At 67.7% G+C, this 20,437-nt stretch carries 16 protein-coding genes; 11 read left to right on the forward strand and 5 right to left on the reverse strand.

The genetic code is table 11. The annotated features are described in order from the left end of the window. Nucleotides 1-5: 5 nt before the first annotated feature. The 6 genes from glcF to ACQY9S_RS04430 all read left to right on the forward strand — a co-directional run bounded on the left by glcF (nt 6) and on the right by ACQY9S_RS04430 (nt 6,281). A complete protein-coding gene (glcF, locus tag ACQY9S_RS04405) occupies nt 6-1,241 on the forward strand; it encodes a glycolate oxidase subunit GlcF (protein WP_428423348.1) in 1,236 nt (411 codons plus the stop codon). 55 nt (nt 1,242-1,296) lie between these two features. Further along, nucleotides 1,297-1,755: a hypothetical protein gene (locus ACQY9S_RS04410; protein ID WP_428425848.1), complete on the forward strand. Its 459-nt coding sequence runs from the start codon at nt 1,297-1,299 to the stop codon at nt 1,753-1,755. Nucleotides 1,756-1,763: 8 nt separating this feature from the next. After that, nucleotides 1,764-2,768: a transporter gene (locus tag ACQY9S_RS04415; protein ID WP_428423349.1), complete on the forward strand. Its 1,005-nt coding sequence runs from the start codon at nt 1,764-1,766 to the stop codon at nt 2,766-2,768. Nucleotides 2,769-2,798: 30 nt separating this feature from the next. Further along, nucleotides 2,799-3,035 carry a hypothetical protein gene (locus ACQY9S_RS04420; protein ID WP_428423350.1) on the forward strand — a complete coding sequence of 79 codons (237 nt, stop codon included), beginning with the start codon at nt 2,799-2,801 and terminating at the stop codon, nt 3,033-3,035. 212 nt (nt 3,036-3,247) lie between these two features. Continuing rightward, the gene (locus ACQY9S_RS04425; RefSeq protein WP_428423351.1) at nt 3,248-4,375 is read left to right on the forward strand and encodes a hypothetical protein; all 1,128 of its coding nucleotides are present in this window, start codon (nt 3,248-3,250) and stop codon (nt 4,373-4,375) included. Between the two features lie 115 nt (nt 4,376-4,490). Further along, nucleotides 4,491-6,281, forward strand: a complete 1,791-nt coding sequence (locus ACQY9S_RS04430; protein WP_428423352.1) for an EAL domain-containing protein — start codon at nt 4,491-4,493, stop codon at nt 6,279-6,281. Between the two features lie 50 nt (nt 6,282-6,331). On the opposite strand, the gene ACQY9S_RS04435 is transcribed toward ACQY9S_RS04430, so the two are convergent. The 5 genes from ACQY9S_RS04435 to ACQY9S_RS04455 all read right to left on the reverse strand — a co-directional run bounded on the left by ACQY9S_RS04435 (nt 6,332) and on the right by ACQY9S_RS04455 (nt 9,997). Beyond that, nucleotides 6,332-6,547: a hypothetical protein gene (locus ACQY9S_RS04435; protein WP_428423353.1), complete on the reverse strand. Its 216-nt coding sequence runs from the start codon at nt 6,545-6,547 to the stop codon at nt 6,332-6,334. Nucleotides 6,548-6,620: 73 nt separating this feature from the next. Further along, entirely contained in the window at nt 6,621-7,664 is a 1,044-nt protein-coding gene (locus ACQY9S_RS04440; protein ID WP_428423354.1) for a hypothetical protein, read from the reverse strand. Nucleotides 7,665-7,714: 50 nt separating this feature from the next. Beyond that, entirely contained in the window at nt 7,715-8,578 is an 864-nt protein-coding gene (locus ACQY9S_RS04445) for a glycosyltransferase family 2 protein (RefSeq protein ID WP_428423355.1), read from the reverse strand. Beyond that, nucleotides 8,575-9,231, reverse strand: coding sequence for a class I SAM-dependent methyltransferase (locus ACQY9S_RS04450; RefSeq protein WP_428423356.1), 657 nt, complete (start codon nt 9,229-9,231; stop codon nt 8,575-8,577). Before ACQY9S_RS04450 ends, ACQY9S_RS04445 begins: the two co-directional genes overlap by 4 nt. Further along, entirely contained in the window at nt 9,221-9,997 is a 777-nt protein-coding gene (locus tag ACQY9S_RS04455) for a hypothetical protein (RefSeq protein ID WP_428423357.1), read from the reverse strand. The genes ACQY9S_RS04450 and ACQY9S_RS04455 overlap by 11 nt, the downstream gene beginning before the upstream one ends. Before the next feature lie 43 nt (nt 9,998-10,040). Between ACQY9S_RS04455 and xrtD the strand changes: the two genes are divergently transcribed. The 5 genes from xrtD (at nt 10,041) to ACQY9S_RS04480 (ending at nt 20,435) form a co-directional block, all read left to right on the forward strand. Further along, nucleotides 10,041-11,642 (forward strand): VPLPA-CTERM-specific exosortase XrtD, encoded by a 1,602-nt coding sequence (xrtD, locus tag ACQY9S_RS04460; protein ID WP_428423358.1) that lies wholly within the window; start codon nt 10,041-10,043, stop codon nt 11,640-11,642. 92 nt (nt 11,643-11,734) lie between these two features. After that, on the forward strand, nt 11,735-12,730 hold the full coding sequence (locus ACQY9S_RS04465; RefSeq protein WP_428423359.1) for a GDP-L-fucose synthase family protein: 996 nt from the start codon (nt 11,735-11,737) through the stop codon (nt 12,728-12,730). 36 nt (nt 12,731-12,766) lie between these two features. Further along, complete coding sequence (locus tag ACQY9S_RS04470) at nt 12,767-15,172, forward strand: tetratricopeptide repeat protein (RefSeq protein ID WP_428423360.1); 2,406 nt, start codon at nt 12,767-12,769, stop codon at nt 15,170-15,172. Nucleotides 15,173-15,208: 36 nt separating this feature from the next. Beyond that, nucleotides 15,209-16,966, forward strand: coding sequence for a S8 family peptidase (locus ACQY9S_RS04475; RefSeq protein ID WP_428423361.1), 1,758 nt, complete (start codon nt 15,209-15,211; stop codon nt 16,964-16,966). A 154-nt stretch (nt 16,967-17,120) separates the two neighbouring features. Beyond that, entirely contained in the window at nt 17,121-20,435 is a 3,315-nt protein-coding gene (locus ACQY9S_RS04480) for an ExeM/NucH family extracellular endonuclease (RefSeq protein WP_428423362.1), read from the forward strand. Nucleotides 20,436-20,437 lie beyond the last annotated feature (2 nt).

Consider the following 20,437-nt stretch of genomic DNA (forward strand, 5'->3'; position numbering starts at 1 on the left):
CCGTCATGCAAATCCAGTTGAGTCCCGAGTTCCACGGTGATCGCGAAGCCAGCGAAGCCGAAGCCATCTTGCGCAGCTGCGTGCACTGCGGCTTCTGCACGGCCACCTGCCCGACCTACCAGCTCGAGGGCAACGAGCTCGACGGTCCACGCGGACGGATCTACCTGATCAAGCAGGTGTTCGAAGGCGGCGAGGCCAGCCGCAGCACGCAGCGGCACCTGGACCGCTGCCTGACCTGCCGCAACTGCGAGACCACCTGCCCGAGCGGCGTGCGCTACGGCCGGCTGGTCGACATCGGCCGCCAGGTCGTCGATGCCCGGGTGCGCCGGCCGGTCGCCGAACGCGCGATCCGCTGGGTGCTGAAGGAGGGCCTGACCTCGCCGCTGATCGGGCCGGCCGTGCGGCTGGGGCAACTGCTGCGGCCGGCGCTGCCCGAGGTGCTGAGGAAGAAGCTGCCGCGGCGTGTGGGCGGCCGGGCGGCGGACTGGCCCCGCACCGAGCATGCGCGCAAGGTGCTGCTGCTGCAGGGCTGCGTGCAGCCGGCCATGCTGCCGAACATCAACGCGGCGACCGCGCGCGTGCTCGATGCTGCCGGCTTCCAGACCCTCGTCGCCGCGGAGGCGGGCTGCTGCGGCGCCTTGCGCACGCACCTGAGCGATGCCGCGGGCGGGCTGGCGGACATGCGCCGCAACGTCGACGCATGGTGGCCGGCCGTCGAAGCCGGCGCCGTGGAATGCATCGTCGTCAATGCGTCCGGCTGCGGCGCGGTGGTGAAGGAGTACGGCGAGGCGCTGGCGCACGAATCGGCCTACGCCGAGCGGGCTGCCCGGATCAGCGCCCTGGCCAAGGATCTGAGCGAGCTGCTGCCCGAGTTGCTGCCGGCCCTGCAGGCCAGGATGTCGCCGCAGGCGGCCGGGCGCCGGGTCGCGGTGCACACGCCGTGCACGCTGCAGCATGCCCAGCGCCTGCGTGGCGGCGTCGAGGCCGCGCTCGCGACGCTCGGCTTCGACGTGGCGGCGCCGGCCGGCGATGGGCACCTGTGCTGCGGCTCGGCCGGCGCCTACAGCGTGCTGCAGCCCGGGATCGCGACCACGCTGCGCGAGCGCAAGCTGTCGAGTCTGGGCAGGCAGGCGCCCCAGGTGATCGTCTCGGCCAACGTGGGCTGCATCCTGCACCTGCAGTCCGGCACGACGACGACCGTGCAGCACTGGGTTGAACTGGTGGATCAGGCCCTGGCGTGAGCGGGGGGCGGGCGCCACTGCGCTGCGCGGGTGCGCCGGCCGGTCGCCGAGCTTCGTGGACGAGGCCGATTTCCCGAATGTCCTCGACATGGAGCGAGACGGCCGCACGCTGGATCACCGGACGCTGGAAGAAATCCGATTGATGGCGGTGCGGCGGGTTCGCGAAGGCGAGAGCGCGGCAACGACGATGGCTGGCCCACCTGCGCATTCCGGCATCCCAGGAGATCATCGTTCCAGAGGTCTCCACTGGACGCTGGCTCGATCCGTCACGAACCCGTCACATGCCGCCGCGAACATCGAGCGCTCATTCCTTCTGGAGCCATTCCGCGTGGGTTCGACCGCATCTGTTGCCGCGCCGGTGTTCTCCGGCGCTCCTGGGACCCCGGCAATGAACGACAGGTCGGACCGGCAGAGGTTCATCCTCCGCAAACTGACAGCGGCGTGGTTGCCGGCCACGCCTGCGGCGATCTTGCTTTCGGCCTCGCTGTCCTGGATCCTGGTGCACCAATCTTGACCTGGCCGATGGAGCGCACCTACGGCTCCGACAAGAACGGGCTCATCTGTGGCTATCGGTTCCAGGCCGGGACGCCAGGCGCGCCGATGGATCTCGATCGGGCTCTGGAGTGGTTGCGCAGCGGGGAGGCGCACGATGCCGCCGGCTTCGTCTGGCTGCATTTCAATCTCGGCGATGCCGCTGCGGAGGACTGGATCAAGCAGAACCTCGACGTTGTGCCGGAGTTTTTCGAGGCGCTTCGGGAAGGCTCGCGCTCGACGCGCATCGAGGATGCCCACGACACACTGGTCGCGGTCGTCAATGACGTCGCATACGAGTTCGCATTCGATCCCTCGGAGATCGAAACGCTGTGGGTGAGCGTCGGCCCTCGCATGGCCATCAGCGCGCGCATCCACCCGCTGCGATCGATCGACCGTCTGCGCCAGGCCGTGAAGGAGGGTTGCTGCTTCAGCTCCTCGGTCGCCTTCCTCAACCATCTGATGCACGACCAGGGTGACGTGCTGGTGCGTATCGTCCGCGCCGCTACGGTGCAGGTCGATGCCATCGAAGACGGCCTCCTCGCCGGACGGCTGCAGCGCAAGCGGGTCGATCTGGGCAAGTTGAGGCGTGTGATGGTGCGGCTGCAGAGACTGCTGGCTCCAGAGCCGGGGGCGCTATTTCGCCTGTTGCGGCTGCCACCGCCGTGGATGACGGCGCACGACCTCGAAGAACTGCGACAGGCGACGGAAGAGTTCACCCTCGTCATCCGCGACCTGTCGGAATTGCAGGAACGCATCAAGCTGCTGCAGGAAGAAATTGCGGCGCAGCTCGGCGAGCAAACCAGCCGAAGTGTCTTCACGCTCACGGTGGTCACGGTGCTGGCCCTGCCAATCAACATCGTGGCCGGCCTGCTGGGCATGAACGTGGGCGGCATCCCCCTGGCACAGGATCCGCACGGCTTCCATGTGATCGTCGGGATCATCGTCGTCTTCACGATCCTGGCCGGCTGGATCGCCTTTCGAAAGAGGGAATGACGGCGCGTGGGTGATCGAACTCCGCGAGCGTTGGGTTTCGGCGCACGGGTGGGGCATCCTCGCGTCCTGATGCCGTCAGTCCGGACCGCATTGCTCGTTGATCAGCGAACCCACAGGCATCGTTTCATCAATGATTCATCAAACAGCGGCAAGCTGCTGCTCTTTGCCGTGCTGAACATCGGCGCGCGGATCAACCTGCGCATCTCCGCGAACCTCGCGAGCGATGCGCTTCCCGGCTCTCCCGTGAGGGGCGAGATATCGAAATGAAGCATTCCCTGACCCGAACCTTGGCTGGCGCACTGCTCCTGCTCTGCGCCACCCCGTCGTATTCCCAATACATCGGGACGGTCACCGACGCGCCGATCGAGCTCCTCCGGGGGACAGGCACCGGGTTGGTGGTGGCGATATACGGCAGCCATGAGGAATGCATTGCCGCGGCCGAGGTCGCTGCCGCGGAGGCCGACACTCGAAAGGACTCGATGGCCACCTGCCGTCCTGTTGGCGGCAATGTGGCCATCAAGTACACGTCGCCGTCGTCGCCGCGTGCGACAGTCCTGCCGGTGACCAGCGGCAGCGTACCGACTCCCGAGACAATCAAGGGTCTGCCAGTGGTCGGCCGTATCGATGCGGTCTCCGGCCAGGTGATCGAGTCGGTGCATGTCACCAACCCCACCGGCCCGTGCATCGTGATCGACGGCAAGCGCGACGTGGTGATTCGCAACAGCGAGATCGGGCCGTGCGGTGACAAGACCAGCGCCGATCAGAACGCTGCGAATCCGGACCATGTCAACAACGCCGGTGTGCTCGTGCTCAACGGCGCGACCCAGATCACCATCGAGCGCAACGTGATCCACGATGCCACGGCGCTCATCAGTGCCCACCGCGCCGTGCACCCCCTGATCATCAGCAGGAACCTGTTCTACAACATCCGCGGGTTCCAGTGGGCTTTCCAGGCGATCGCGATCGGCGAGACGCGTGACGCCACTGCATCGACCCGGATCATCTGCAACGTGATCGACGACACGCTCGTCACCAAGTACCCGATGGCAGGGGGCCGCGAGCGCAAGGTCGAGGATCACATCAACTTCTACAACTCGGGCGGCACGCCGCAGTTCATGGTCGAGCTGGCCTACAACCGCATCCGCGGCCACGCCGACGGCAAGGGCGGCGAGTCCGGTACCGGCATGCAGCTCGGCGACAGCCCGGCCGGCGGCGGCGGCCAGGGCTCCAACGTACCCGGCTACTTCAACGTGCACGACAACATCGTCACGATGGTCAACGGGCAGGGCATTGCCATCGCCGGAGGCGTCAATTCGGTGGTCAGGGACAACAAGGTCGACAACCGCGGCTCATCCCAGTCGAGCATGACAGGTTGGCCGTATGGCCTGCGCAATTTCGACAGCAGCAAGCCCGCCAGTGCCGTCTACGCCGGCAACAAGGGGATCGCCAAGCTGTGGGCGTTCGATCGCGACGGCCACGTGGCGCCAGCGTTCTCGCAGGTGTGGGCCGGTTCGGGCTTCCAGGTGACTGACTTGGGAGGCAACGACTGGCAGTACGACTTCAAGACCCCTGTGTGGGACGAGCCGCTGCACGCCGCCTGCAAGTGATTTCGTCGAAGAGCTGTCCGAGCTGTGGTGACCGGGAGGGGGAACCAGGAAGAACCCGAGACACCGCAGGGAGGCTGGCTGTGCGTGTTTCACGAACCTCATGAATGCTCCCACGATGTCGACCTACGCGCCGCTGACTTGGCGCACCGTGCACGATCTGATCGAGCACCGCCTCCTCCAGGCACACTTTCAGCCCATCGCGGATTTGCGTGACGGCAGCGTCTACGCGCACGAGGCGCTCATCCGCGGTCCGGCAGGCTCGGCTTACGCCATGCCCGATGCGCTGTTCGCTGCCGCGCACAAGGAGAATTGCGGGTTCGAGCTCGAAGTCGAGTGCGTGAAGCGGGCACTGGCAGCCTGGTCGATGGGGGAGCGCAGCGGCCGGTTGTTCCTGAACTTCAGCGCGAGCGCGCTGGTGCGCACGCTGAACGAAAACAGCATCGAGGCCGTTATCTCGGCATCCGGCTCGCAAGGTGTCGCGCCGTCATCGGTCGTGATCGAACTGACGGAGCATGAGCATGTTCGCGATCCCGAGGACTTGCTTGCCGCGTGTGCGACGCTGCGTCGGCATGGTGTCGGCATCGCGCTCGACGACTTCGGCGACGGCCGCTCCAGCCTGCGCCTGTGGTCCGAGCTGAAGCCGGATCTGGTGAAGATCGACAAGTATTTTCTCAAGGACCTGGCTCGTCATGGCGACAAGCTGCAGACCTTGCGAGCGCTGCTGCAGATCGCAGAGAACTTCGGCTCGCGATTGGTCGCCGAAGGCCTCGAGGGTGCCGAAGATCTACGCCTGGCGCGCGACCTGGGCATCAGCTACGGGCAGGGCTGGGTGCTCGGTCGTCCGGCGGCCCAACCTGTCAGCGCCTTGCTGCCCGAAGCCGCAGCGGTCTTGAGCAGCCGCGATATCGCGGTATTCCCCGAACTCAAGCGAGCGAGCAACAGCGGCTACACCGCTTCGCGCCTCCTGATCGCAGCGCCCGCGGTCCGGCCTGACACGCCGCATCAGGCGGTCTATGAGATGCTGCGCGAGCGCGATGCACTGCACGCACTGGCGGTTGTGGACAACGACAGACCGGTGGCGCTGATCAACCGCAGCCATTTCATTGCCAGCTACGCGCGTCCCTACTTCAAGGAGCTGTACGGCAACAAGCCCTGCACCTTGTTCGCCAATCTCGCCCCGTTGACGATCGAACTGCACACCGGTATCGAGGAGCTGACCAGCGTGTTGACCTCTGGTGACCAGCGCTACCTGACCGAGGGGTTCATCGTCACCGAGGGCGGGCGTTATCGCGGACTGGGTACGGGCCAGCAACTGGTGCGTGCGGTGACAGAAGCACGCATCGAAGCGGCTCGCCATGCAAACCCACTGACGTTCTTGCCGGGCAACATTCCGATCAGCGACCATATCGAGCGCTTGCTCGCGAGCGGCAGGGATTTCGTTGCCGGCTATGCGGACCTGAACCACTTCAAACCCTATAACGACCAATACGGCTACTGGCGTGGCGACGAAATGATCCGCCTGGTGGCGCGCGTTCTGGTGAGCCAGTGCGACGCGCGCCGCGACTTTGTCGGCCATGTGGGGGGCGATGACTTCGTGATCCTGTTTCAGAGCGATGATTGGCTGGAACGTTGCGAGCGTATCGTCGCAACCTTCAACGAGAAAGCGCTCGAGCTGTTCGATCCCGAGGCCCTTGTGGCCGGCGGCATCCAGGCCGAGGACCGCCACGGGGACATGCGCTTTCACCCCTGTACGACGCTGTGTATCGGTGCCGTCCAGGTGCAGCCGGGTCGCTTCGGCCACGCGGAGGACGTCGCCAGTGCTGCGGCAGCTGCCAAGCGGGAGGCCAAGCATGGCAATCGCGGCGTCGTCGTGCTGGAGGCCCAGCCGCGTAACACGGGGTTCTAGCTACGAAGAGACCGCATGCGCAGGACCCGTCGGGTTGGGGACTCTGCAGCTCACGGCAGGATTCTGATGTCGCGGTTCTGGACGTAGTCCTCGAATTCCATGATGGAGATGACGATGGACGCCTCCTCGTCACCCTGCACCCAGATGATGCTGACGACGCCTTCGTGTGCTTCGATCATGCACGGGCCGACAGGGACCTTGGGGTGAGCACCATTTGCACTCGGACCGCATACGCGGCCGGCAATGTGTGCGTTCAGCGCGAACATCGATGACTCCTTTGACGGCTTTGCGGGCCGGGCAATCACGCCTGAGCTGGGCATCGCCAAAGCGGTTGGCGTTCTAAGGCGCTGTTTTGAAGCTGCTCCAGCTCTGCGCGAGCAAGCTGGCGGTGGGGGTCGACGAGCCGGTGGGCAGAAAAGTGAAATCTGCCGATGAACCCGGGCCGGCGGTGAGCTGCAAGGTATCGCCAGCTGCATCCGCAAACTGCAGAACGCCGCTGCGCGGTGCATCGCTGTTGAGCACGGACAACAACGAGCTGCCCTGAGTCACCTTGTAGGCCTGACCAGCGACGTTGACAGAGCCGCTGATGGCGTAGGTGGTGTCCGTGGCCGTCGTGACGGCGTACACGTCCACGTTGTAGGCGACAGTTTCTGTATCGAAGCTGGAGGAAACGTTGTTGTAGGACAGGCGCAAGCTCTTGTCGTTCGGCCCTGTCTGCTTGACCCAGAAGTGAAATGGGCCATTGAGTCGTGCCACCGTGCCGACGCTGAAGTCGGCAAAGCTGCCGATGGCATCAAGAGCCGTTGCGTCGTCGCTTGCGTCGAGCTCCACGGCAACCAGAGTGAGCGAGAAACCGCCGCTCGCGGCCGGGCGCAGCACGTCGAGTACACAGTTGGTGGCACTCAGGCTGACGGTGTCTCCTGCGCTGAGCTTGCCATTGCCGTCTGCGTCATTGGCCGAGACCGTCAATGAGCCGCCGTGCGGGCAGGCAGAGGTGCTCGACGAAAATGCGAGTGGCGATGCGCGAACGTCGGCGCTGCCGACACTCAGTGCATGCGCCAAGGCTCCGTTCAGAGAAACTGCCGAGGCCTTCTGGTTGGAAGCCGACGGGGAAGCGCTACCACCGTCAACCGTCGTTCCAATGAGAGAGTCGCCCGTGGAGCTCAGCACCACTCGAGCGAGCGGACCGGCGAATGCTGCGAAGTTGTTTTGGCTGATGTCCGAGCTTGCGGCGGCGGCCTCAACCCGGGTGTTCTGTGGCACCACAACGCTTGCCGTGCCTGTTCCCGGAGTTTCGCCGCCACCACCACCACCGCAACCTGCGATGACGCTGATCGGAATGACGATGAACACGGAACAGATCTGTCGAAAGTTGGAAGACATAGGGAGACCTTTAGGGTGGTGCATAGCGGGCAAGCCGCGAATTCGAGATCTCACACGGACCGCGCTTCGCCCAGGCGACGGGCGTTCCTCAGCTCATCCGTCTTCAGGACGATCATGTACTCGTACATCGACTGCAGCACCGCATAGGTCAGTCCGGCCCGGCCGTCCAGGAATCCTCGTTTCAGGACGTAGAGCAGCAAGAACTTGATCAACGGCCGCGCCGGTGCGCGATAGAAGAGCTCCTTCTGCTGGGCACGCCGTTCGCTGAAGTCGTGCCCGAAGAATGCCTTCCACACGTTGACCGGCGCCGCCGCTTGCCGGTTGGCGGCAATCTGCATGGCTTCGAGCGTGCTATAGTCGTTGTGCCGTTTGAGCCAGTGACTCAGGCCTTTGCTGAACGGATAGTGGTCGATGTAGCCCGCCACCTTGCCGACCGGCCCGTCGGCGACGGACACCGGATTGATCAGCCTTTCGTAGTGCAGGCGATTCGGCTGGAACAGCCTCAGGTAGTAGGGCGTCGCCTGGACATGCTTGAGCCAGGTGCGATCGAGAAAGTCCCGGCGCTGCACCTCGAAGGCCACGTGCCCCTGTGGCGCTTCGGCGGCGCGCTTCAGGTTGGCGGCCAGTGCCGGCGTCGCGCGTTCGTCAGCGTCGAGCAGCAGCACCCAGGGATGGCGGAATGCGATATTGCGCAAACCCCAGTTGCGATGCGCCGCCTCATCGCCGCCGAACACGCCCTTGGCTTCATCGGTCACGCGCTGCGTGACATGAGCGTGCAAGGCACGGGCCACGTCCGGCGTGCCGTCCGTGCTGCCCGAGTCGAACACGTGGATATCGTCCGACCAGGCGACCGATGCCAGGCAGCCCGGCAGGTCGCGCTCCTCGTTCTTGGTGAGGACGAGCACCGAGATCATGACGGGACCCGGCCCGAGACGATCATCGAGCGAGCGAATACCGGCAGGCGGCCCGCGGTTTCGAAGTGCACGTCGGCCAGACCGTACTCGGCGAACAGCGCGATCAACGTACTTCTGGAAAAGAACTTGACGTGGCCGTAGTCGCGCAGCGGGTGCCAGTGCTCGTCGAACTTGCCACCGAGCGCGAGCGCCAGGTTCTTCAGGTAGCCGTGAAAAGGCGCGGTGACGATCAGCAGGCCGCCCGGCTTGAGCGCAGTCAGGGCCGCCTCGATCAGCTTGCGCGGCAGGAGCAGATGCTCGATCACTTCCACGGACACCACGGCGTCGAAGCGGCCGATGAGGTCGGAGGCCAAAGGCTGCATCAGATCGTGCTGGCGGTAGCTGACTTCCGGATGCCGACGGCTCGCGATATCGATGCCGCTGTGGCTGTGGTCGACGCCCACCATCTCGAAGCCGCAGCGCTGCAGCGCCGCGGTGAACCAGCCGTTGCCGCAACCCAGGTCGAGCACCGTGTTCGCCTGGGCCCGCGTCAGCTGCGACACGATCGGCTTGGTGACATGCGCATGGACCGCGGTGGGCCCTTCGGTGTCCCAGACGAATTCGGCGTTGCGTGTGGAGATGAGCCGGTCGGTCAGCGGGTGATCAGCGTTCATTCGCTTGTTCTCTCTTCTTGATGGCGCGCGCCGGGATGCCGGCATAGACGGTCCAGGGTGCAAGGTCCTTCGTCGCGACACCGTTGAGACCGAGCACTGCGCCTTCGGAAACCGTGACGCCGGGACACACCGTGGCCCGTGCGCAGATCCATGCATGGCGTCCGACCGTGATCGGCGAGCTGGTCATCGGAAACGCCGGGTCGTCGATGTCGTGTGTGGCGCTGCACAGGTAAGCCTCTTGCGAGATCACGCTGTGCGATCCCAGGCGGATCGTGGCCGCGTTGTAGATCACGGCGCCGTCGGCGATGCCGACGACGTCATCGCATTCGAGGTTCCACGGCGCCCAGATGCGGGCGCCCGGGTAGACATGGCAATTGCGGCCGAGCCGCGCGCCGAACAGGCGCAGCACGAATGCACGCCATGCGTGGAGCGGCCGCGGCGTGAACCGGAAGAGCGTGTGATAGCCGACGCTCCAAAGCAGGCGCCCCAGCCGGTTGCCGTGCGGCGTGCTTGCGCGAAGGTAAGGGTCAGCGTGGGGTGCCATACATGCCGTTGGGTTGCGACGTCGGGCAAGCAACCCGTCGACCGACCGCTCCACGCCATGGAGGCAGGGCAGCGCAAAGAGCGAGAGCGTAGGCGTTGAATGTGTCGGCCGGTTGACATGCGCACAGCCGACGGGGGCGCGGTCCTTGCCACGCGGTCCGATGACGGCGCGCCACAGCGGTGTCACACAGTGCGCATACCTTCTCGTTTCTTCGAACGGCACGGTCGTCGTTCGCGCACGCCAGCACTCAAGGGTTGAAGCCCGCATGTCAGCACAATTGGGCTCACCCCGTCCCGCCGAGGTCTGGAAGGAATCGCCAGCGCAGTGGGCCATGATCGGCCTGGCGGCGGCAGCGGCCATCGGCGCCTTTCTTCCCGGCCTGCAGATCATGGTGCAGCACTGGGAGCAGGTCGAGGAGTACAGCTACGGCTACTTCATTCCCCTCATCGTCGGCTTCCTGATCTGGCAGAAGAGCGATCGCCTGCGCGTGCTGGACCTGAAGGGCTCGTGGAGCGGGCTCTGGCTGATTGCGCTGGCACTGCTGCTGGCCGCGGTGGGTCAGCTGAGTGCCATTCGCCTGTTCACGCAGTACGGTTTCGTCGTGGCGCTGTACGGCGTCGCCCTGTGCTGCCTCGGCTGGCGCGGCCTGGGCCTCATCGCCGTGCCGCTGGCGTTCACGCTGCTGATGATTCCGCTGCCGCAGTTCGCGCTGCGGGAGTTGTCGCAGCAGCTCCAGCTCGTGTCCTCGCAACTCGGCGTCGCGCTGATCCGGCTGCTGGGCATCGGCGTGTTCCTCGAAGGCAATGTGATCGACCTGGGTTCGTACAAGCTGCAAGTGGTCGAGGCCTGCAGCGGGCTACGCTACCTGTTCCCGCTGTTCGCGCTCGGCTTCCTGGCGGCCTATTTCTTCAAGGGGGCGCTGTGGAAGCGCCTGGTGATCGTCCTCAGCACCATCCCGCTGACGATCGTCATCAACAGCCTGCGCATCGCCATCATCGGCGTGACGGTGGAGCACTGGGGCCGTTCGATGGCCGAAGGCCTGCTGCACGACTTCGAGGGCTGGTTCATGTTCATGGTCTGCGTCGCGCTGCTGGTGGGCGAGATGAGTCTGCTCGCGCGCATCGGCGGTCGACCGCAGCGCCTGCGCGCCGTGTTCGGCCTGGAGTACCCGGAGCCGGTGGCGCAGGGCGCGCGGGTCGTTCACCGCGGCTGGTCGGCCCCCTTGCTGGCCGCCGGTGTGGTGCTCGTCGGTGCGTCCAGCGTGGGGCTGCTGCTGCCGGCAAGAGAGCAGATCCATCCGGCGAGAAGCTCCTTCGCCGAGTTTCCGCTGCAGTTCGATGGCGGTTGGCAGGGCCGGCCGGATCACCTCGATCGTGAAGTGCTCGGCGCGCTGCAGGTCGACGACCACTTCATTGCCAACTACGCGCGTGCCGGCGAGCCGTGGGTCAACTTCTACTCCGCCTACTACGCCTCGCAAAGCGGCGGCGAGTCGACGCACTCGCCGCGCACCTGCATTCCCGGCGGCGGCTGGCAGATCACCGCGCTCGACGAGGTGGAGCTGTTGCCGGCCGGCCAGTTGAATGCCGGCAGCCCGGCGCTGCGGGTCAGCCGCGCACTCATCCAGAAGGGCGAGCAGCGCCAGCTCGTCTACTACTGGTTCGCGCAGCGGGGCCGCGTCCTGACGAGCGAGTTCGCGGTCAAGTGGTTCATCCTGCGCGACTCCATCGCCCGCCACCGCTCCGACGGCGCGCTGATGCGCCTGGTCACGCCCGTGCTGCCTTCGGAAACCGTGGCCCGGTCCGAGCAGCGCTTGATCGCCTTCCTGCGGGTGGCCGGGCCGCGGCTGCCGGCCTATGTGCCGGATTGAGCGTGTTCGCGCAGTCGTGGCCTCGCACGTGGAGTTCTGATGCAAACGATGGCGCGGACGACAGGCGTGTTGGGGCAGGACGGGGGCCCGGCATGAACAAGGCATCGCTGCCCGAAGGCCCGATCTACGTGGCAGGCCACCGCGGGCTCGTCGGTTCGGCCATCCTGCGGCAGCTGCAGCAGCAGGGCTACCGGGACATCGTCACGGCGACGCATCAAGAGCTCGATCTCGGCGTCTCGGCACAGGTGCTTGCGTTCTTCGCCGAAATCCGTCCGGCCTGCGTGTTCCTCGCGGCGGCCCGGGTCGGTGGCATCTGGGCCAACAGCCGGTTTCCGGCCGACTTCATTCGCGAGAACCTGGCGATCCAGTCGAATGTGATCGAGGCGGCCTACCGCTTCAGCGCGCGCAAGCTGCTGTTCCTCGGCTCGAGCTGCATCTACCCGAAGCTGGCCCCCCAGCCGATCACCGAAGACGCGCTGCTGTCGGGGCCGCTGGAGCCGACCAACGAAGCCTATGCCATCGCCAAGATCGCCGGCATCAAGACCTGCAGCGCCTACAACCGCCAGTACGGCACCAACTTCCTGAGCCTGATGCCGACCAACCTCTACGGCCCGGGCGACAACTACGATCCGCAGACCTCGCACGTGCTGCCGGCGCTGATCCGGCGTGCCCACGAGGCCAAGCAGGCCGGCAGCCGCGAGCTCGTCGTGTGGGGCAGCGGGACGCCGCGGCGCGAGTTCATGCATGCGGACGACCTGGCCGGCGCCTGCCTCTTCGCGATGTCGCGCTTCGACGCGGGCGATGTGGGCGAATGCGTCAACGTCGGTGTCGGCGCGGACCAGTCGATCCGGGAACTCGCCGAACTGGTGGTCCGCATCGTGGGCTTCGAGGGGCGGCTCGTCTTCGACGCCAGCAAGCCCGACGGCACGCCGCGCAAGCTGCTCGACGTCTCGGTCATGCGGCGGCTGGGCTGGACGGCCCGGATCGGTTTGGAGCAGGGCATCGCCCAGGCCTACGAGGACTTCCTGTCGCGCTTCGGCCGCCCTCATGCTGCGGATGCAGGCCTTCGATCGACACCGCCGCGCTGAACGCCCGGCCCATCCCAACCACCACGGCGGTCACCCATGACGACGATTTCCCTCCTCCACAGAGCCTTGTTGCTGTGCAGCGCCAGCGTGCTGCTGACCGCTTGCGCGGGCAAGGCCGAGCGCATCGAGTCGCACCTGAAGCAGGGCAACCAGTACGCCCGCCAGGCCGACTGGGACAAGGCGAGCCTCGAGGTTCGCAACGTCCTGCAGATGAACCCCAAGCAGGCCGAGGCCTACTACCTCGCCGCGCAGGTCGAGGAAGGGCGGCGCGAGGTGCAGCGCGCCTACGGCTACTACATGAAGGCCGTCGAACTCAAGCCCGACTACAACGATGCCAAGAGCGGCCTGGCGCGCATCTACATGATGGCCGGCGAGGCCGACAAGGCGGAGCAGGCGGTGGGCGAGATCCTCGCCGCCGACGCGGACCATGTGAGCGCCTTGACGCTCAAGGCCGCGCTGCTGGCCCGGCGCGGCGACAGCAAGGGCGCCATCGAGCAGGCCAACCGGCTCATCGCGTCGAAGAAGACGATTCCGGTCGAACCCAGCATGCTGCTGGCCGGCCTGTATGCCAACCAGGGCGACGAGGCCAAGGCGCTGCAGGTGATCCAGGCGGCGCTGAAGGACGATCCGAAGAACATCAGCCTGCTCGCCGTCGCCGCGCAGCTCAGCAGCACGCAGAAGGCCGACCCCGCAGCCGGGCAGAAGGCGGCGGTGGGCTACTACAAGGCGGCCACCGAAGCGGCGCCCCGCAACGCCGAGGTCTGGAACGTCTGGGCCGTGTACCACGCACGGCGCAACGAACTCGATCCGGCGGAGCAGGTCCTGCGTGATGCGGTGCGGGCCCAGCCCGACGACACCCAGCGAACACTCTCGCTGCTCGACTTCCTGGCCACGCGTCGCGGCTTCGACGTGGCCGAGAAGGAATTTCTCGCGGTGATCTCCGCCCGCCCGAAAGAGGCGGCGCTGCGCTTCGGCCTGGTCAATCTCTACAAGGCGGCGAACCGCCCCGACGATGCGCAGCGCGTGCTCAAGGACATCATCGACACCGGCAAGGAGACGCCCGGCGGCCTGGCCGCGCGCAACCAGCTGGCGGCCTACAAGCTGGCGGCCAACCAGCTGGGCGAGGCCCGCAGCCTGCTGGACGAAGTGCTCAAGGCCAGCCCGCGCGACGCCGGGGCGCTGGTGCTGCGCGGGCGCCTGTCGTTGATCCAGGGCAATGCGCGCGACGCCGTCATCGACCTGCGCGCTGCCGCGAAGGACCAGCCGGGCTCGCCCGAAGTGGTCGGCCTCCTCGCGCAGGCGCACCGGACGGCGCGCGAGCCGCAGCTGGCGCGCGAAGTGCTGGCCGATGCCGTCAAGGCGCAGCCGAACAATGCCGAGCTGAGGCTGCTGTCCGCGGCCGACATGGCGGCCTCGGGCGATGCCAAGGCCGCCCTGGCCGAGGCCGACGAAATACTGAAGGTCGCCCCCGACAACGTGCGCGCCTACGAGTTCAAGGCCCGGCTCGCTGTCGGCAACAAGGACTGGGCGACCGCCGAAAAGGCCTTGCTGGCCTTGAAGGGCCGCTACCCGAAGGAGGCCGTCGGCTATCTGCGCCTGGGCCAGCTGTACGCCGAGCAAAAGCGGTTCGATGCCGCGCTGAAGCAGTACGACGACGCGGCGCAGCTGGCGCCGGGTGCGCCGGAACCCGTGCTGGCGGGCATCGGGCTGCTGATCGGGCAAGGGAAGTTCGACGCGGTCAACACCCGCATCGACACGCTGATGCGGGCCGATCCCAACAACGTGCTGCCTTATCAGCTCAAGGGCGAGGCCGCCATGGCGCGTCGCGATCTCGCGACCGCGCAGCAGGCCTACGAAAAGGTGGTCGAGATGGCGCCGTCGGTCCCCAACGGCTACCAGGGGCTGGCGCGCGTTCTCGCCAGCCGCAACGACATGCCGGGCGCACTGGCCATGCTCGACAAGGGCCAGCAGGCCAACCCCAAGGACCTGAGCCTGCCGGCCATTCGGGCCGAATGGCTCACGCGCCTGGGGCGGCACGACGAAGCCATCGCGGCCTACGAAGCGCTGCTGAAGCGCTCGCCCGAGGACGACACCGCGACCAACAACCTGGCCTACCTGCTCACCGAGCTGAAGGGCGACAAGGCGAGCCTGGACCGCGCGCTCGAGCTGGTCGGCCGCTTCAACGAGTCCGGCAACGCCGGCTATCTCGACAGCCTGGGCTGGGTTCACTACAAGCTCGGCCAGTACGCGCAGGCGGTGCCGCCGCTGGAGCGGGCCGTCGAGCGCCTGCCGGGCTCGCCGCTGATGCAACTGCACCTGGGCATGGCGCTGTACAAGAACGGCGACACCGAGCGCGGCAAGGAGCTCCTGCGCAAGGCCGTGCAGAGCAAGGCCGAAATTCCCGGCCTCGGCGAAGCGCGCAAGCTGCTCGGCCAGGGCTGAGCCGGCCGGTCCGAGAGCGGGTCTGCATCCGGTCCCATGGGCTGCGCCGCCTCGTCGTCGCGCGCCGGCCGACGGTGGCGCAGGGCCGCCGTGCTGCTGGCCGCGGTGGGTGCCGCGGGCGGCGCCTGCGCCGGCCGGCTGAGCGACGCGGCCGTGGACCAGGGCTTGCGCAGCGGCCAGCCGCAGGCGGTGATCGTCCAGTTTCGCGACGCGGCGCCCGCGACGGGCGAATCCGCAGCGGCACGCCGCCAGCGCCGCGCCGGCACCAAGGCGAATGTGCTGCGGGGTCTGCAGGCGGCGCACTTCGAGCAGCGGCACGACTACGGCGAGCTGCCGATGGGCGCCTATGTGCTGCGCCGGCCCGAGGCGCTGGAGCGCCTGCTGGCCCACCCCGACGTGGAAGCGGTGTTTCCCGACCGGCCGATGAAGCTGCATCTGGCCGAGTCCCTGCCGCTGGTGCGCCAGCCGGCGGTGGCCGGAACCCTCGGCCGGCGTGGCGCCGGCACGGCGGTGGCGGTGCTGGACAGCGGTGTCGACTACACGCGGCCGGAGTTGGGCAGTTGCACGGCCCCCGGCCTGCCGGCCGCCAGCTGCAAGGTGGTCGCGGCCATCGATACGGCGCCCGACGACGGCGCACTGGACAGCGCCGGCCACGGCACCCACGTGGCCGAAGTGGTGGTCGCCATGGCAGCCGATGCGCGCATCGTCGCGGTGGACGTGTTCAACGGCAGCAGCGCTGCCAGCTCGGACATCATCGCCGGCATCGACTGGGTCGTGAGCCACCGCGTCGCCTACAACATCGTCGCCATGAACATGAGCTTCGGTGACGGCGTGAACCACACCTCGGCCTGCACCAGCGCGCTCGCCGATCCCTTCGTCACGCCGCTGCGCACCGCTCGCAACGCCGGCATCGTGCTTGTCGCCTCGTCGGGCAACGAGGGCTACACCACCGGCATCGCGAGCCCCGCGTGCATCAGCGAAGCGCTGTCCGTGGGCGCGGTCTACGACGCCAACGTCGGCGGCCTGGCCTGGAGCAACTGCACCGACAGCAGCACGGCCGCCGACCGCGTGACCTGCTTCTCCGACAGCGGCCCGATGCTGGACCTGCTCGCCCCGGGGGCCTTGATCACGGTGGGGGGCGCCACCATCGGCGGCACCTCGTTCTCGGCCCCGATGGTGGCCGGGGCGGCGGCGGTCCTGAAGGCGCAGTTTCCGTCGGAGACGCCGGCCCAGATCGAAGCGCGCCTGATCGGTACGGGCAAGGCAGTGACCGACGTGCGCAACGGTCTCTCCAAGCCCCGGCTCGACGTGCTGGCCGCGCAAGGCGCGCAGGCCAATCTCTCGGTGAGCCTCGCCAGCACGCCCGATCCGGCGGCCGTCGGCGTGACCGTCAGCCTGACGGCGACGGTCAGCAACGCCGGCCCGCAGGCGGCCGACAGCGTGCTGCTGAATTTCACGCTGGCGTCGGGCTTCGCCTATCTCGGCGGGCCGGCGCTCTGCAGCGCCAACGGCGCCAGTGTCAGCTGCGCGCTCGGGGCCATCGGCGCCGCGTCCAGCCAGTCGGTCACGCTGCTCGTCGTCGCACAGGCCGAAGGCGCGCTCGGCGCCAGCGCGACGGCCAGCTCTTCGATGGCCGATCCGGCCGCCGCGGACAACACCGCGGCGGTCTCGACCAATGTGCTGGCCGCAGGCACCGCACTGGCCGACGTGCCGCTGCCGCCATGGGCGCTGGCGATGCTGGGCTTCGTTCTGGCCGGGCCGCTGCTGCGTCGATCCGGCGACCGGCCGCGATAGCGGCTGCAGCAGGGCCTGCGGCCCAGTGCGTTCGGCCCATGCAGATCGTCGGCGATGTCACAGCCCCGTGACCGCGTTTGCCTACGCTTCAGCGATGAAAACACGATGCAGCAAAGAGCCGGCAATGCAGAGGCACGCAAGGCACGGGTCGAGCGTGAAGCCGCTGGTTCGAACGGCAGCGCGAGTCGCTGCCCTGCTGACCTTCGCGGCAAGCGCGCCGGCGGGGGCTTCCACCTCCGGCGTGGTGATCAGCCAGGTCTACGGTGGCAACGGCAACACCTACGCCAGCGACTACGTCGAGCTGTTCAATGCGGGCGCGGCGCCGGTGAGCATCGCGGGCTGGTCCATCCAGTACGCCAGCGCGACCGGCACGGGCTCGTTCTCCGCGAACGGCATCACCGCCTTGTCCGGCAGCCTGCAGCCGGGCCAGCACTACCTGGTGCAACTCGGCACCAGCACCGGCCCCACATTGCCGGCTGCCGATGCCACCGGCACGACCAACCTCTCGGCGGCCAGCGGCAAGGTGGCGCTGGTCAACGGCAGCACCGGCCTGGCCTGCAACGGCAGCTCCACGCCCTGCTCGGCGGCGCAACAGGCGCAGATCGTCGACCTGGTCGGCTACGGCAGCGCGAACTATTTCGAAGGCGCGGCGGCGGCACCGGCCGCGTCGTCCACCACGGCGCTGCTGCGCGCCGCCAACGGCTGCACCGACAGCGGCAACAACGCGGCCGATTTCACGGCCGGTGCACCGGCGCCGCGCAACACGTCGGCACCGCCGGTGGCCTGCTCATCGCCCGGCAACGCCGCGATCGTGGCGCTGTGTCCGGCGGCCGTCACGGTCGGCGCGGGCAGCGCGGTCGACATCGCACTGAGCGCGTCGGATGCAGACAGCACGGTCAACGCGGCCGCCTTCCAGAGCGGCAACGTGGCCGGCATGTCGCTCGTCGACTTCGCCGCCGCGCCGGCCGCGGGAGGCAGCGCCACGGTGAAGCTGAACGTGGGCGCCACGGTGCCCGCCGGCAGCTATGCGGTGGCGGTGGACTTCGGCAACGACGGCGGCCAGAACGGCCTGTGCACCGTGGCACTGACGGTGGGCCCCGTTTCGCCGAGCTACACGCCCATCTACACCATCCAGGGCAGCGGCACGACGAGCCCGCTCAACGGCCAGACTGTGACGACGCGCGGCGTGGTCACCCAGGTCACGAACGCCGGCTACTTCCTGCAGGACGAGACGGGCGACGGTGACCCCGCCACTTCGGACGGCATCTTCGTCTTCACCAGCACAGCGCCCGGCGTTGCCGCCGGCCAGCGCCTCCAGGTCACGGGCCTGGTCGACGAGTTCAACACCGGCGCCGCCGGCAATGCGCTGACACTGGCGAATCGCCTCACGGAGCTGAAGAACACCAGCAACCTCACGCTGCTGGGCAGCGGCTCCATCGCGCCGACGCTCATCACGCTGCCGGTCGCGGCTGCCGGTGAACTCGAACGCTACGAAGGCATGCTGGTCACGGTCAACACGCCCTTGACCGTCTCGCAGAACTACTTCCAGGGCCGCTACGGCCAGGTCACGGTGTCGGCCAACGGCCGGCTGGTGAAGCCGAGCAACGTCTACCGGCCGAACAGCCAGGCCGCCGTCGATCTGCAGGACCTGAACGCGCGGCGCACCCTGCTGCTCGACGACGGCAGCAGCCTGCAGAACCCCAGCCCCATCCCGTTCATCGGCGAAGGCAACACGCTACGCGCCGGCGACACGCTCGCGAGCCTCACCGGGGTGATCGACTACGGCCTCGCGACTGCCGACAACGCCGGCCTGGCGCTGTACCGCATCCAGCCGACCGTCGCCCCCGTCTTCAGCCGTGCCAACCCGCGCACGGCCGTGCCCCCGGCACTGGCCGGCAACCTCAAGGTGGCGAGCTTCAACGTCCTGAACTTCTTCACCACCTTCACCAACGGCCAGACGGCCGCGGGCCAGACGGGTCAAGGCTGCGCGCCGTCGGGCACCACTGCCGATTGCCGCGGCGCCGACGACCTCGCGGAATTCAACCGCCAGCGCGCCAAGATCGTCGCCGCGATGGCCGCGATCAACGCCGATGTGTTCGGCCTGATGGAACTGCAGAACAACGGCAGCGTGGCCACGCAGAACCTCGTCGACGGGCTCAATGCCGCGCTCGGCGCCGGCACTTACGCGGTCTTGCCGAACCCAGCCGCCGGCAGCGGGACGGACGCCATCCGCGTGGGCCTGATCTACAAGCCGGGCACGCTGTCGCTGGTGGGCGCGGCGCTGAGCGATACCGACGCGGTCAACAACCGGCCGCCGCTGGCGCAGACGTTTGCCGCCGCCAATGGGCAGAAGTTCAGCGTCGTCGTCAACCACATGAAGTCCAAGAGCTGCTCGGGCGCCAGCGGCGCCGATGCCGACCAGAACGACGGGCAGGGCTGCTACAACGACCGCCGCAAGCAACAGGCACAGCGCCTGCTGAGCTTCATCGGCACGGTGCAGCAGGCGGCCGGCGACAGCGACGTGATCGTCATCGGAGACCTCAATGCCTACGGGCAGGAGGATCCGATCGATCTGCTCACCGCCGGCGGGCTGGTCAACCAGGTCTCGCGTTTCGATGCCGACGACTACTCCTACGTCTTCGACGGCGAAGCCGGCTACATCGACCACGGCCTGGCCACCACCTCGATGTCGGCACAGGTGGCGGGCGTCGTGCACTGGCACATCAATGCCGACGAGCCTTCGGTCATCGACTACAACACCGAATTCAAACCGCAGGACCTTTACAGCGCCACGCCCTACCGCGCGTCCGACCACGACCCGGTGCTGCTGGGCCTGAGCCTCACCGCGCCTGCGGTGCAGACCATCGGCTTCGGCCCGCTGCCCGAACGCATCCTCGGGGCTACCGACTTCGGCCTCGCGGCGACGGCGAGCTCGGGCTTGCCGGTGAGCTTTGCCTCGCAGACGACCGCGGTGTGCACGGTCAGCGGCAACACGGTGCACCTGCTGGCGACCGGCCTGTGCAGCATCGTGGCCGAGCAGGCGGGCAACACGGCCTATCAGCCGGCGGCGAGCGTGACGCAGTCGTTCGCGGTCAAGGCCTTCCAGGCGATCAGCTTCGCCCCGCTGGCGGGCCACGGCCTCGGCGAGGGCCCGTTTGCGCTCAGCGCCACGGCGTCCTCCGGGCTGGGGGTCGTGTTCAGCAGCTTGTCGGCACAGGTCTGCACGGTCGCGGGCAGCACGCTCACCCTCGTCGCGGCCGGCACCTGCACCGTGGCCGCCGATCAGACGGGCAATGGGGGTTACGCGGCCGCCGCCCAGGTGGTCCAGGCTTTCACAGTGGCACCTGCGGCGGGCGGCGGCACGGGGGGCGACGTCGACACACCGACGCTGCCGCAGTGGGCCGCCCTCCTGATGGGCGCCCTGCTGCTGGGACTGGGCCTGCAGGCGCGTGCACGCGGTGGGAACTAGCC

The sequence above is a fragment of the Methylibium sp. genome (assembly GCF_965279545.1).
Lineage (GTDB): Bacteria > Pseudomonadota > Gammaproteobacteria > Burkholderiales > Burkholderiaceae_C > Methylibium.

Coding starts and splice junctions, on each gene's coding strand:
- ACQY9S_RS04415 (WP_428423349.1), top strand. CDS start 1,764: ATGGAGCGCACCTACGGCTCCGACAAGAACGGGCTCATCTGTGGCTAT.
- ACQY9S_RS04465 (WP_428423359.1), top strand. CDS start 11,735: ATGAACAAGGCATCGCTGCCCGAAGGCCCGATCTACGTGGCAGGCCAC.
- xrtD (WP_428423358.1), top strand. CDS start 10,041: ATGTCAGCACAATTGGGCTCACCCCGTCCCGCCGAGGTCTGGAAGGAA.
- ACQY9S_RS04470 (WP_428423360.1), top strand. CDS start 12,767: ATGACGACGATTTCCCTCCTCCACAGAGCCTTGTTGCTGTGCAGCGCC.
- ACQY9S_RS04430 (WP_428423352.1), top strand. CDS start 4,491: ATGTCGACCTACGCGCCGCTGACTTGGCGCACCGTGCACGATCTGATC.
- ACQY9S_RS04440 (WP_428423354.1), bottom strand. CDS start 7,664: ATGTCTTCCAACTTTCGACAGATCTGTTCCGTGTTCATCGTCATTCCG.
- ACQY9S_RS04445 (WP_428423355.1), bottom strand. CDS start 8,578: ATGATCTCGGTGCTCGTCCTCACCAAGAACGAGGAGCGCGACCTGCCG.
- ACQY9S_RS04425 (WP_428423351.1), top strand. CDS start 3,248: ATGGCCACCTGCCGTCCTGTTGGCGGCAATGTGGCCATCAAGTACACG.
- ACQY9S_RS04435 (WP_428423353.1), bottom strand. CDS start 6,547: ATGTTCGCGCTGAACGCACACATTGCCGGCCGCGTATGCGGTCCGAGT.
- ACQY9S_RS04450 (WP_428423356.1), bottom strand. CDS start 9,231: ATGAACGCTGATCACCCGCTGACCGACCGGCTCATCTCCACACGCAAC.
- ACQY9S_RS04475 (WP_428423361.1), top strand. CDS start 15,209: ATGGGCTGCGCCGCCTCGTCGTCGCGCGCCGGCCGACGGTGGCGCAGG.
- glcF (WP_428423348.1), top strand. CDS start 6: ATGCAAATCCAGTTGAGTCCCGAGTTCCACGGTGATCGCGAAGCCAGC.